Annotated in this window: 18 protein-coding genes; all 18 read left to right on the plus strand. The window is 43.0% G+C overall.

Annotation, left to right across the window (positions count from 1 at the left end):
* The first annotated feature begins 374 nt into the window (after positions 1 to 374).
* Positions 375 to 863 (plus strand): hypothetical protein, encoded by a 489-nt coding sequence (locus Q7J27_03475; protein MDO9528199.1) that lies wholly within the window; start codon positions 375 to 377, stop codon positions 861 to 863.
* A 288-nt stretch (positions 864 to 1,151) separates the two neighbouring features.
* A complete protein-coding gene (locus Q7J27_03480; GenBank protein MDO9528200.1) occupies positions 1,152 to 2,312 on the plus strand; it encodes an ATP-binding protein in 1,161 nt (386 codons plus the stop codon).
* 222 nt (positions 2,313 to 2,534) lie between these two features.
* Positions 2,535 to 3,869, plus strand: coding sequence for an ATP-binding protein (locus Q7J27_03485; GenBank protein MDO9528201.1), 1,335 nt, complete (start codon positions 2,535 to 2,537; stop codon positions 3,867 to 3,869).
* Positions 3,870 to 4,133: 264 nt separating this feature from the next.
* Positions 4,134 to 4,400: a hypothetical protein gene (locus Q7J27_03490; protein ID MDO9528202.1), complete on the plus strand. Its 267-nt coding sequence runs from the start codon at positions 4,134 to 4,136 to the stop codon at positions 4,398 to 4,400.
* A gap of 650 nt (positions 4,401 to 5,050) precedes the next feature.
* The gene (locus Q7J27_03495; GenBank protein MDO9528203.1) at positions 5,051 to 5,446 is read left to right on the plus strand and encodes an ORF6N domain-containing protein; all 396 of its coding nucleotides are present in this window, start codon (positions 5,051 to 5,053) and stop codon (positions 5,444 to 5,446) included.
* Positions 5,447 to 5,599: 153 nt separating this feature from the next.
* On the plus strand, positions 5,600 to 5,731 hold the full coding sequence (locus tag Q7J27_03500; GenBank protein MDO9528204.1) for a hypothetical protein: 132 nt from the start codon (positions 5,600 to 5,602) through the stop codon (positions 5,729 to 5,731).
* Entirely contained in the window at positions 5,728 to 5,901 is a 174-nt protein-coding gene (locus Q7J27_03505; GenBank protein ID MDO9528205.1) for a hypothetical protein, read from the plus strand. The genes Q7J27_03500 and Q7J27_03505 overlap by 4 nt, the downstream gene beginning before the upstream one ends.
* A 91-nt stretch (positions 5,902 to 5,992) precedes the next feature.
* Positions 5,993 to 6,361, plus strand: a complete 369-nt coding sequence (locus tag Q7J27_03510) for a MarR family EPS-associated transcriptional regulator (protein MDO9528206.1) — start codon at positions 5,993 to 5,995, stop codon at positions 6,359 to 6,361.
* Between the two features lie 597 nt (positions 6,362 to 6,958).
* A complete protein-coding gene (locus Q7J27_03515) occupies positions 6,959 to 7,237 on the plus strand; it encodes a type II toxin-antitoxin system prevent-host-death family antitoxin (GenBank protein MDO9528207.1) in 279 nt (92 codons plus the stop codon).
* Positions 7,238 to 7,244: 7 nt separating this feature from the next.
* Entirely contained in the window at positions 7,245 to 7,679 is a 435-nt protein-coding gene (locus Q7J27_03520) for a type II toxin-antitoxin system VapC family toxin (protein ID MDO9528208.1), read from the plus strand.
* A gap of 306 nt (positions 7,680 to 7,985) precedes the next feature.
* The gene (locus tag Q7J27_03525; protein MDO9528209.1) at positions 7,986 to 8,225 is read left to right on the plus strand and encodes a hypothetical protein; all 240 of its coding nucleotides are present in this window, start codon (positions 7,986 to 7,988) and stop codon (positions 8,223 to 8,225) included.
* Positions 8,226 to 8,551: 326 nt separating this feature from the next.
* Positions 8,552 to 8,794, plus strand: a complete 243-nt coding sequence (locus tag Q7J27_03530) for a DUF2281 domain-containing protein (protein MDO9528210.1) — start codon at positions 8,552 to 8,554, stop codon at positions 8,792 to 8,794.
* Positions 8,794 to 9,171: a PIN domain-containing protein gene (locus Q7J27_03535; protein ID MDO9528211.1), complete on the plus strand. Its 378-nt coding sequence runs from the start codon at positions 8,794 to 8,796 to the stop codon at positions 9,169 to 9,171. The genes Q7J27_03530 and Q7J27_03535 overlap by 1 nt, the downstream gene beginning before the upstream one ends.
* A gap of 3 nt (positions 9,172 to 9,174) precedes the next feature.
* Positions 9,175 to 9,420, plus strand: coding sequence for a GxxExxY protein (locus Q7J27_03540; GenBank protein MDO9528212.1), 246 nt, complete (start codon positions 9,175 to 9,177; stop codon positions 9,418 to 9,420).
* Between the two features lie 112 nt (positions 9,421 to 9,532).
* Positions 9,533 to 9,754, plus strand: coding sequence for an AbrB/MazE/SpoVT family DNA-binding domain-containing protein (locus Q7J27_03545; GenBank protein ID MDO9528213.1), 222 nt, complete (start codon positions 9,533 to 9,535; stop codon positions 9,752 to 9,754).
* Positions 9,751 to 10,203 (plus strand): type II toxin-antitoxin system VapC family toxin, encoded by a 453-nt coding sequence (locus tag Q7J27_03550; GenBank protein MDO9528214.1) that lies wholly within the window; start codon positions 9,751 to 9,753, stop codon positions 10,201 to 10,203. The genes Q7J27_03545 and Q7J27_03550 overlap by 4 nt, the downstream gene beginning before the upstream one ends.
* Before the next feature lie 195 nt (positions 10,204 to 10,398).
* Positions 10,399 to 11,769: a transposase gene (locus Q7J27_03555; GenBank protein MDO9528215.1), complete on the plus strand. Its 1,371-nt coding sequence runs from the start codon at positions 10,399 to 10,401 to the stop codon at positions 11,767 to 11,769.
* 239 nt (positions 11,770 to 12,008) lie between these two features.
* Entirely contained in the window at positions 12,009 to 12,248 is a 240-nt protein-coding gene (locus Q7J27_03560; GenBank protein ID MDO9528216.1) for a type II toxin-antitoxin system HicB family antitoxin, read from the plus strand.
* Positions 12,249 to 12,823 lie beyond the last annotated feature (575 nt).

Genomic DNA, 12,823 nt, shown 5'->3' on the forward strand with positions numbered 1-12,823 from the left:
CGATATGCAGGACTAAAAACAAAAATCCCCTCTAACTCCCCTTTACAAAAGGGGAGAACCTTATAATCTCCCCCTTTTTTAAAGGGGGATTAAGGGGGATTAAGGGGGATTTTGATATAAACACATAACTACTGTAATTTATTAGTAAAGTTATTTTCCCGGTGTAATCCAGAGGGCGGAGCTGTCTCCACAGACCAAATGAATCAGACAGGCCACATAACTCAATTGCAGAAAAATCTTGCAAAATCAGTCGAACTTATCGACCTGTGTTTCAAGCTTAAGGAAACATACCTCAAGCAGAAACATCCTCAGGCATCGACGGAAGAGATTGTCAAAATGATATACCAGGGCATACTTTTACGGAAAGAACGGCAATGGAGATCGCGAAAACCATAATAGCAACATTAAAACAGCTCTGCAGTGCTTTAAATAGAGCCAATATAAGTTATTGCCTGATCGGGGGATTGGCTGTGGGAATTATAGCAAAGCCGCGAGCGACTGAAGATATCGACATACTTATACTCCTCGAGGAAAAACAGAAAGATTCGCTGGTACTGTTATTAACAAAGCATTTTGAACTTATCCAGGATCATAAGATAATGCATTTTGAAAAGGCAACGATATGGAGGAGCGTTATCCAGCATTCATCAATAGAAAACGGAGGTTTTGTCATTGTTGATTTCGTCTTTGCTGATAACGATATTTATAAAAAAGCTGTGCTGAACCCTGTTAACCTGGAAATAGACGATGTGACCATTCCCATTGCAAGTCCTGAAAATCTTATTGCAATAAAACAGCTTTCAAATCGGCCGCAGGACTTACTCGATATTGAAGCAATACGAAACGAATACTTTGATGAGTAACGGAGCAACCAGGTGAATTACCCCACCTAAAGACGGGGCATCTTAAGCTCTTACCTCCACACAAACATTTCATTGCTGTTGACATATAGCCACACATACAATACACTACCAATGAAATATATGTCATAGAGTACTTTTTAAAATGGAAAAGCGAAAACTTACAGAACTCATTGTTGAACACAAAGAAAAGGCCCTCTCTGGGGGCGATTACATCATGCGCGACAGCCTTTCCGACGCGCAAGCGATTCTAAACCAGAAAGAAATACATATTATAAGCGGTGTCAGAAGGTGTGGAAAATCAACCCTGATGCGCCTTCTGATAGGAAAGCTTTTAGAAGAAGGAGTAAAAAACAGAACATCCTTTTTCTCAATTTTGAGGATGACAGGTTTGCGGAATTCACCACAGCAGATTTTCAGCCCCTCTACGAGGCATTTCTCGAGGTCGAATCGCCCGTGGGGAGGAAATACTTCTTCCTTGACGAGATACAGAACCTTCCCGGATGGCATCGCTGGGTCAACAGGCTTTATGAATTTGAAGACATAAAACTCTTTATAACAGGCTCCAACTCATCGATACTGGGCGGCGAAGCCGCGACAGTCTTGACGGGACGAAACAGGATCATGGAGCTCTATCCGTTTTCATTTAGGGAGCTTCTGAGGGCAAACGACTTATCAGTAGAGGACAGGGATTTTCTTATAACGGAAAAAAGGGTAGAAATTGCAAGGTTATTCAATGATTATCTTGTCTTTGGAGGGTTCCCGGAAGTTGTAAAAAGTCAGGACACATCTCTGCTTCAGGAATACTTCCGGGATATCATATTCAGAGATGTTGTCACACGCTATTCTGTCAGAAATGTCCGCGAGATCAGAGAACTTGCACTCTATCTGGCATCCAATCTGTCATGCATGTCGAGCTACAAGAAACTCAGGGATGTGATATCAGTAAACAGCCTGACCACGGTAAAAAATTATATCGGTTATTTTGAAGACGTATATCTTTTCTTTGCCGCCGGCCTTTTTGATTATTCACTGAAGAGGCAGATGTACAATCCATCAAAGATGTACTGTGTCGACCATGCGATCGCATCCTCCATCGCGTTTAAATTCTCAGAGGATATCGGAAGGACAATAGAGAATATTGTCTTTATCGAACTGAAAAGAAGGGGGCTTGAGGTCTATTACTGGAAGGACAAAAAAGGCAGAGAATGCGATTTCCTGATAAAAAAGGGGAGGACCATCACAGAAGCGGTGCAGGTCTCCAGTAATATAAGCACAATGGATACCAGGGACAGAGAAATAACAGGCGCTATCGCCGCCGCTGAGGAATTCGGATTAAAAGAAGTGAAAATGTTGACCACCGAAGACCTCGGCAGCGAGACAGTAAAAGGGATAAAGATACAGTATATCCCAATATGGCGATGGCTCTGCAGCTCGGGTTATGAGTTTTAGGTTTTAATAACATATCCGGTTTTAACCGGCGCTCTCCGGACGTCCCGCAGTTCCGCTTGGGGGGAAATAGGGGGACATGACCCGATTTAGCCCCATCAAATCGGGATCGTGTCCCCGGACAGAGGGGCAACGCTACTGGTCATTGAGACGGGACTTCCCCGTCTCTAAAAAAGATACAGAAACAACTTGAACTATCTCTAAAAAGAAGATAGTATTTCCGCTATGAAAAATATAATCTCTCAACTCATCGATGATTTTCATGAACGAAAATTGCCTGAACCGGTAGCTCGAGATAGGAAATTTTCCGAGATACAGGGTAAGGCAGATGTCGTCATCGGCATGAGACGATCGGGGAAGACATGGTTTTGTTATCAGAAAATAAAAGAACTGATTACCTCGGGAACAAAAAAGGAAGAGATCCTTTATCTTAACTTCGAAGACGATCGGCTGCTTGATTTTACCGTCCATGATTTCCAGAAAATTCTTGATATCTATTTCGGAAAATATCCTGAGCTTCGCGATACCCGGTGTAAGTTTTTCTTTGATGAGATACAGCGAATAGACCAATGGGAGATGTTCATCCGGCGCCTGCTTGATACGGAAAATCTTCAAATCTTTATTACCGGCTCATCATCAAAGCTACTTGGCTCCGAAATAACTACCACCCTGCGGGGACGTTCTCTGCCGATAGAAATATTCCCATTCAGTTTTGAGGAATTTTTGAAGTTTCACGGGCTTTTTTCTGACAGACCAAAAACATTTGGCGCGAACACTGCCTCCACATTACGCAAGGCCGTAAACGATTATCTTGAAGTCGGAGGCTTTCCTGAAATACAGAAACTGGATCGCGAACTTCGAATAGAAGTATTACAGGGCTATATTGATTCCGTATTGTTAAAAGACATAATTGAGCGTCATAAAGTCAGCAATATTCTTGTGCTGAAACATCTTGTCCGTCACATTATGAATTCATCCGGCGGGCAGTTCAGTGTTAATAAATTCTACAATACCATGAAAAGCATGTCGATCAAATGCACCAAGAACAGCCTGTACGCGTATCTTGATTATTTGACAGACGCTTTTTTATTCTACAAGGTTCCCATACACAGTCGCTCTGAAAAATCGAGGCTGATTAATCCGGTTAAAATCTATACGATCGATACCGGCCTTTTAAATGCCATGACCTTTCGCAACGCATATAACTACTGTCCACTGCTCGAAACCATGGCATTTATGCACCTGCGTCGCCGGGGTTATGACGCGGAATATGTCAATACAAAAGACGGATATGAAGTCGATTTCTTTGCGCGGCATAAAATTTCAGGCGAGACGCAACTGATTCAGGTATGCTGGGATCTGTCGGACAAAAAAACCTTTGAAAGAGAGCTCCGGGGACTAAAAAACGCGATGGATGAGCTCTCACTCCCAACAGGCACGCTAATAACATGGGATGACGAGACCATTATAGATAATAAAATAAACGTAATCCCCATCTGGAAATGGCTTGTTGGGAATGGGGAATCACGGGGACATGACCCGAGTAGCGTGGGGACATGACCCGATTTAGTCCCATCGCGTGGGGACATGACCCGATTTAGTCCCATCGCGTGGGGACATGACCCGATTTAGAGAGCCTGTCATTGCGAGGAGCGCAGCGACGCGGCAATCTTTTTGTCATTCCATCAAATCGAGATCGTGTACCCCGGCAGCAAAAGAATGCTTGGAGCAACATCAAGGTATGTGATAATTTTGAAACAACAGTGAAACCAAAACAGATATTAAGGGGGCAGGAACGTCTGGACGTCCTCAGGAGGTAATACGATGGATTTTTATACAACTGTATTAAGAAAAAGTGGCGCATATTGGGTTGCCTTATGTTTAGAAAACGGAATTGTCGGACAGGGTCATACAAAGGAAAAGGCAGTCGCAAAGCTAAAAGAAGCGATAGGCTCTATTAAGGAAGTTCGAAAGGCGGACGAGGACATTTATTCTGCTCCTTTGTCAATAAAGGAATTGCATGAATTTTTGAAGGTAGAAAGCGTGGATTCTATTCCGGAACCGTTGGAAATGAGAGCGTTGTATGCCTAAAAATGTGCCGTCTTTGAAAGCAAGACAACTCATCCGATTGTTGGAATCAGGTGGCTGCAAGTTTTATAGAGAAGGTAAGGGAGATCACAAACTATATGTGCGTTACATTGCGGGGAAAAAGAGATGGTACCCATTGACATGGGTGAGAAGGAATTTTGATGAACTCGTAAAAAGTCAGTTTTTGTCACCCTGAATTTATTTCAGGGTCTCTAACTTACTGAAATAATTAGATGCTGAAACAAGTTCAGCATGACAAATGGTGCAGTTTATGACTTTTTACGAGTCTGTCAATTTTAACCTCCTTATGTCTTAAGAATATTTCGCCAGTTTGGATTTACAGATGGGGAAATAGAGGATCTGCTTAAATAAATGACCCACAGAGTCAATCTTTACGCATTCGCATAGGGGACACTTCCCGCACTTAGGGAAGTGTCTCTATTACCCCCACTCGGGGACATGACCCGATTTAGCCCCATCAAATCGGGATCGTGTACCCGGACAGTGTCTGGCTCCCCTTCCACTTTTTCCCCGGAAATGTCTCACGCAAAGCCCCAACCGGCAACCATAATTTATTTGCTTAAGATAGAATCAACATCTGCGCAAAAAACGTAGCTGTTGCGAATAAAGACTCTAATATAAAAGGTTATCATATGAGTGTAATAAAGATCGAAGATGTAGAAAATAAAATTGTAGAAATTCAGGGGCAGAAGGTCCTTTTGGATAGTGATGTTGCCGAACTTTATGAAGTAGAGACGAAGAGAATTAATGAAGCGGTGAAAAATAATCCCGACAAATTTCCTCATGAATATATTGTTGAACTGAGTAAAAATGAATGGGATTTATTGAAGTCGAAAATTTCGACTTCAAAGAGAGGTGGAAAGGTTAAAACTCCCAAAGCCTTTACTGAAAAAGGCTTGTATATGTTAGCAACAATTCTGAAAAGTAAAGTTGCTACTCAAACTACGATTGCAATTATAGAAACTTTTGCGAAAATAAAAGGACTTACAAGGACGATAAAGGAATTATCAACGACTCAAGAAGGATAGTTTCGTAAAAAGTCAGTTTTTGTCACCCTGGATTTATTTCAGGGTCTCTAACTTGCTGAAATGATTAGATGCTGAAACAAGTTCAGCATGACAAATAACACATTTTGAGACTTTTTACGAACTTGTCAAGAAGAACCCACGCAAAAGAATCTTATGAAAAAAAGTGGGCAGATTATAGCTGAACTCCTGGATGATGACCTGCAAACAACCGACACAGAAACATCGATAGAACTGAACTTCGCCGTTTTGAAGTTTAAGCACACGATAAAAAAGAAAAATAAATGAGAACTATCTGCATTTTTACCGGTAGCCGGGCGGAGTACGGCTTGCTGCGCGGGGTGATTCAGGAAATTCAGGCTGCTGAAACTCTTCGGTTGCAGATTCTTACAAGTGGGATGCACCTGTCACCTGAGTTTGGAATGACTATCCAGGAAATCCGGGCGGATGGTTTTTGACAGACCAGGACAGCAATTTCTACTTGACTTCCCAACAACGTTTTATTATGTTCATTCCTGTGTTCATGGAATGAACGAAGGAAAGCAAAACATGCCAGACCCACAAATAACCAATCTCGAAAGCAAAGAAGTCATCAACCTGCTCCGGGAAATTAAAAAAACACCCGAGATGACTCAGCGTGAACTGTCCGCAAGGCTCGGCATCAGCCTCGGCAAGGTCAACTTTCTGATCAAAGCCTTAATTGCCAAGGGTCTACTCAAAGCTACCAATTTCAAAAACGCCAACAATAAATATGCCTATATATACCTTCTGACTCCACATGGTCTTGAGGAAAAAACTAAAATCACTTATCGCTTCCTGAAAAGGAAGATGAAAGAATACGAACACCTGGAAGAAGAAATTGGACAGTTGAAAAGAGAGGTCATAGAAATCGGGATTCCCGCCGATATGCAGGACTAAAAACAAAAATCCCCTCTAACTCCCCTTTACAAAAGGGGAGAACCTTATAATCTCCCCCTTTTTTAAAGGGGGATTAAGGGGGATTTTGATATAAACACATAACTACTGTAATTTATTAGTAAAGTTATTTTCCCGATGTAATCCAGAGGGCGGAGCTGTGTAAAGAGAGGACTGGCGCAACATACAATGGGCTTCCACAAGACTGAACAGCCCATGTTTCCGAAAGAATTTATTTGGCCAACGAAAATGATCGATCAAGGAGTGACGACTTTTTCGAGACCGTCAATCCTGTCTAATAAAAAGAGAGCTTTGAATAACTATCAGAGAGCTTTGCATAACCCCAGTATTGTCATTGCGAGCGACACGCGGCGCAAGCGCCTGCGCTGCGCGAGCGAAGCAATCTCATAACATATTGATAATTCATAAGATTGCCGCGTCGCTAAAGCTCCTCGCAATGACCAGAATTGCAGTTTTGCAAAGCTCTCATTTAATATTTAAGATGTGACCCTCCGTACCTTTTAACAAAAAGATGCTTGACAACAGGGCCAAAAGTGGCTACCATGATGCAAAAGGTAGCTACTCAAAGGGGGGGCTGTTATGATCAATGTGGGAATCAAGGAGGTCAAGAACAACTTGAGTCGGCTTTTAGCCCAGGTAAAAGCAGGGGAAGAAGTTCTAATCACTAAAAGAGGGAAGCCGATTGCCCGTATAGTGAAGGAAAGCCAAGGCAACCAGTCCATCCGTGCGGCACTGGACCCCTTAGTCCAGAGCGGACTGATCACCTTACCTGGTCGGAGCATCGTGAAAGACCGTATCTCGGCAATAGAAACCTTGGGGAAGCCTGTTTCGGAAATGGTAATCGAGGATCGGCGGTGATCGACCTATGATTCTATATCTGGACACCAGTGCACTGGTAAAGCGATACTTCCGGGAGCCTTATTCCGATGATGTTCTCTCCAGATGGAAATCGGCCACTCAAATCGTTACATCTTTTGTTGCTTACGCAGAAACGATGGCTTCCATCTGTAGAAAAAAACTGGAGTCAGATTTTGGGGATACATTGATCCGAAAAATAGTAGGCACATTTCACCAAGACTGGGAGAGCTTCATCCGTGTGGAGGTCAACGGCAATCTCAATGAATACATCGATAGGGTGGTCGGAAAATATCCACTTAGAGGTTTCGACGCAATCCATCTCGCATCGGCGATGGTAATCCATGAAAGACTTCCTCAAGATTTCATATTTGCCTGTTTCGATGACAGGCTCGCACGCGCCGCGCAGTCGGAAGGATTTGAAACATTTCCGCCAGAAGAATGAGCGTCCCGAAAGCCACCCTTACCCCCGTATTCTCATTAGCGTCTTTGCGCCTTTGCGTGAGGCCCCAACAACGACAATAAGGAAAGCCTGACCCCACTAATGCCCAGCAGCGTGATAATATAAAAAGGAAGCAACCTATAAAGCATATCAAAAAATTTAACGGATTTTTGTTGCGGGAAGGCAGCAGGCACAGTATCTACCAAAGAGGGAGATTGAAAACAGAGGTCCCGAGACATAATGAAGTTGTTGATGAATTAGCAAGGAAAATATGTAAGGATCTGGATATACCTTTTGTGAGGTGATAATATGAAATACAGAGCAGTTATAAAAGAATCTGGTGAATGGTGGATTGGCTGGCTTATTGATCTGCCCGGAGTAAATGCACAGGAGAAAACAAAAGCGGAACTTATCGAATCTTTACGAGTCGGCGCTGAAGATATGCTGGATACCGAAGTGCCTTTTGAGTCTGGCGCCGAAATGACCACTGTTGACATTTCCGACCCGGTTTGGGCAAAACCACCATTTGAAAATTTAACTGTATCCTAAGCCAGTTGCTGTTTGCTGCGGGGACATGACACGATTAAAACCCTTACGGGTAAACTCCGAACAAGGAGTTCAGGCGTAAGCCTTTTAAGGAGTTCAGGCGTAAGCCTTTTAGGGATTCTCGGGGACATGACCCGATTTAGTCCCATCAAATCGGGATCGTGTACCCAGACAGAAAAAAGTTCCAAAACAGTCATACCGGGCTTGATCCGGTATCCAGAACTTATTGAATTTACTGGATTCCGGCTTCCGCCGGAATGACGAAAAATGGTATTTTCTGACTTTTTACGAAGCCATCAATCTTGACCTTTGAGATAATTAGATGGAGTATGACAAGTATAATAAAGGGGGTGGAAACCATGCATGAAAGGGAAATAGAATTGAAATTACAAAAACTTCCTGAAGATTTAAGGAGAGAAGTTTTAGATTATGTGGAGTTCCTGCTAAAGAAGTATAAGGGTACAAAGAGCAAGACAAAGAAATTCCGGTTCGACTGGGAGGGGGAGTTGTCAGAGATGAGAGAGGAATTTACTTCTGTTGAGTTGCAACACAGGACTTTGGAGTGGAGATAATGTTTTTAGCAGACACGAATATATTTTTGGAAATACTTCTGGGGCAGGACAAGAAAGAAGAGTGTAAGAGGTTTCTGATCAACAATATTGGGAATCTCAGCATAACAGATTTTTCTTTGCACTCCATTGGTGTAATTCTCTTCAGGTATAATAAAGAAGATAGTTTTCAGAAATTTATTGAAGATGTCATGCCTGATACCAGACTTCTTTCGTTGCCGATAGAACTGTACAGCGATGTTGTAAATGTCAGGAAAAGCCTGAATTTAGATTTTGATGACGCCTACCAGTATAGCGCGGCTAAATATTATGATCTGCAAGTGGTTACAATGGATAAAGATTTTGAGAAAATAAAGGATGTGGAAATTTTATTCTTATAAGGTATGAGCTTTAATCTCTTTCCCCTTTCAGCTCTGAGCCTTGAGCTTCAGATTCATAAGGGGCTGGGACCAGGTTTGTTAGAATCGGTTTACGAGGTGGTTTTAGCGCATGCATTAAAGAGCAGAGGATTGAAGGTTGACAGGCAGGTGCCTGTGGCAATCTCTTTGTCATCCCATCAAATCGGGATCGTGTACCAAGACAGCATGAGAATCACTAATCCTCTTTTTAATCTGCGAAAATCTGCGTAATCTGTGGACCAATAAGGAAAGCCTGACCCCGTTTGGCCCCATTGACAGGCGATCAAACACGAAGTATACTGCAAGACGACAGAAGGTATACCATAAGTAGGAGGTGGCGAAATTGTCTAAAGTAACAGCCAAATATCAAGTCACAATACCTGTAAAAGTGAGAAAAGAAATGAGTATTGTACCTGGAATCGAAGTTGATATTCAAAGAAAAGGGGAAGAATATGTTCTTATTCTTAACCCAATCGAAACAATCAGGAAGAAGTGGTGTGGAAAGTTCAAGGATGGACCGACAACAATGGAATATATGAATGAAATCAGGGGCACGGTACGTTGAGAATTTGTGTAGACACGACCATCCTGCTTGATATTTTGAAAGATGAATTCAAAAGCTTTCAGGATAAAGTATATGCTGCCCTGGCAAAAAAAGAGAATCTTGTTGCTCCTCCAATGGTGTTCGCGGAACTTATGCCCCAATTTAAAGGAAACGCAAAGCTATTGGGCGAGTTTTTAGAAGACCACAAAATTGCGATAGAGCCGCTTGACATCAATTCCGCCATTGCAGCAGCTCAGGCATGGATGAGATATTTAAAACGAAAAACGAAGGTACAATGTCCCGAGTGCGGTCGGGAGTTGAACATCAAAGAGCACTTTTTGTCCGATTTTTATATCGGAGGTTTTGCTTCGGTAAAGTGCAGCGCCATTCTTACCAGAGACAGAGGAATATACACCAAACACTTCCCCGCGCTGGTCGGATATGAAGATTGTCTCAAAGCGGTGAAATAGGGATCGTGTACCCAGACAGCGTGAGAATCACTAATCCGCGTAATCTGCGTAACTCAACTTTCGCACCCCATTTTCACACTTTTCGGCGAGCGGGCGGAAGTCATAACTGACTGTATTAATTAAATAATAGTTGAGATGCCACTCCTTTTAGGGTATAATTACCCTGCACAAAAACACAAAAGGAGGACATCTCAAATGCAGTGTAATACAAAGTTCTTTGACAGCCAAGCAGAAAAAACCATCGGATCCCGCATCGATCACTTTTTCCATTCCTACTGTGTCGGTTCGCTTCTGAATCAGGCAGGTATCAGGAAGTTAGGCTTTGGCGCCCTTTTCCTGTTCAAAAGGCTGTTCCACCTGATATTCATGGGCAAAAGCATGTATTTGTCTCTTATCAGGAACAGAGAGGCCGGATGTGAAAAATCGACTATTTACCGGTTTCTGAACACCCCGACGTTCAACTGGCGTAATTTCCTCTTCCGATTGACACAGAATGTGATCAAGCAATTCTTCACTTCCCTTACGAGTGAAGACAGGGAAAAGGTGCTGATTATAGACGACTCTCCCTATGAACGTGATCGCAGTAAAAAGGTGGAGTTGTTGAGCTGGATATTTGATCATAATCGCCGAATCATGAAACGGGGCTTTCGCATGTTAACCCTTGGTTGGTCTGACGGTATCAGCTTACTTCCGGTAGATTTTGTTTTGTTGGCTTCCGCCAAAAAGGAAAAACAGTTGCGGGAAGTAAATCCCGCGATTGATAAACGATCATGCGGCGGCCACCGACGCAGGGAAGCGGTTCAGAAAGCAACTGATATGGCAGTTACCATGGTAAAAAGAGCCCTTTCCCGCGGATTGAAAGCCGATTATGTTCTGTTCGATTCCTGGTTTTCATTTCCTTCGGTGATCGATCAGATTGCCGATTTGGGGATTCACATTATCTGCCACCTGAAACCGATGCCCAGGATCACTTATTTTTATAACGGCGAATGGCTCACACTGAAACAACTCTACAGGAAAGTCCGCAAACGTCGTGGGAAAGCACGTATACTGGCTTCAGTAGAAGTAAGCCTCAAGAGTGGAAGAGAAGTCAAGATCGTCTTTGTCCGTCATCGTCAAACGAAAGGATGGATTGCCTTACTCTCTACACAGTGTAATCTTCCTGATGATGAGGTGGTCCGGATCTATGGAAAACGATGGGATATCGAGGTATTCTTCAAGATATGCAAATCATTCCTGGCGCTTGCAAGAGAAATACAGATGCGGTCATACGATGCGCTGATTGCTCATACCACCATTGTCATGGTTCGCTACATTTTTCTGAGCGTTGAGCATCGTCAACAAAACGATGATCGTACAATCGGCCTTCTTTTTCACACGTGCTGTGAGGAGATTGCTGACTTGAATTACCTCGAAGCCATGAAGCGGATTCTTTCCGTGCTTGCAGATAAACTAAGAAATATCAGTTGCTTGACTGAAGAAATTATCAAAGAACTTATTGACTCCATCATGGAGTCAATGAATTACTTGTTCTTACCAGCAGTTAGGTGCAGGTGCGAAAGTTGAGTGCGTAATCTGTGGATCGCCTTAGCGTGAGACAGTCGGGGACATGACCCGATTTAGCCCCATCAAATCGGGATCGTGTACCCAGACAGCCCGCAACCCGACCAATAACGACAATAAGGAAAGCCTGACCCCATGCAAATACAAAAGATTCTTGACAACGGCGAAATTATACGTCACCACTTCTCTTAACTTCACAATGTAACAACGTCCCCTATCACATTACATTTTCAGGAGGTAAAATGTTACTGAATTATACTGCAAAATATTCCAAAATTGCTTCTGGCTATATGGGCCAGTTAGTTGAATGGCCGGAAGTCGTAACTGAAGGCAAAGACATAGAAGAGTGCCGCATGATGGTAAGAGATGCCCTTAATGAAATGCTCCTGGCTTATAAACAACAGCGGAAGGAAATACCGATAGGAGGGGCCCTGATTGAGCAAGTTCCAGTAGAGGTTCCGGATGTCTATCAAACGACGTGATCTGATACGATACTTTGAAGAAAATGCATTTCGGCTTTTGCGTGAGGGTGCAAATCATTCGATATACACAAATGATGTAAAAACCATTCCTGTCAAGAGACATCGAGTCCTCGATAGAATTACTGCCAACGAAATTTGCAAACACGCCGGACTTAAACCAAAATTTTGAAAACCGCTGTTATTCCTCGGGGACATGACCCGATTAAAACCCTTACGGGTAAACTCCGAACAAGGAGTTCAGGCGTAAGCCTTTTAGGGATTCACGGGGACATGACCCGATTTAGTCCCATCAAATCGGGATCGTGTACCCAGATAGCACAAAAGGGCGCAGCCCTTATGTTTTTCAACACGCAACTCGTAACCCGCAACCCGACCAATAACAAGGAAAGCCTGACCCCACTAACAGACAACTATTTTTACTTGACTTCCCAACAACGTTTTATTATGGTCATTCCTGTGTTCATGGAATGAACGGAGGAAAGCAAAACATGCCCGACCCACAAATAACCAATCTTGAAAGCGAAGAAGTCATCAACCTGCTCCGGGAAATTAAAAAAACACCCGAAATGACTCAG

The sequence above is a fragment of the Syntrophales bacterium genome (assembly GCA_030655775.1).
Classification (GTDB): domain Bacteria; phylum Desulfobacterota; class Syntrophia; order Syntrophales; family JADFWA01; genus JAUSPI01.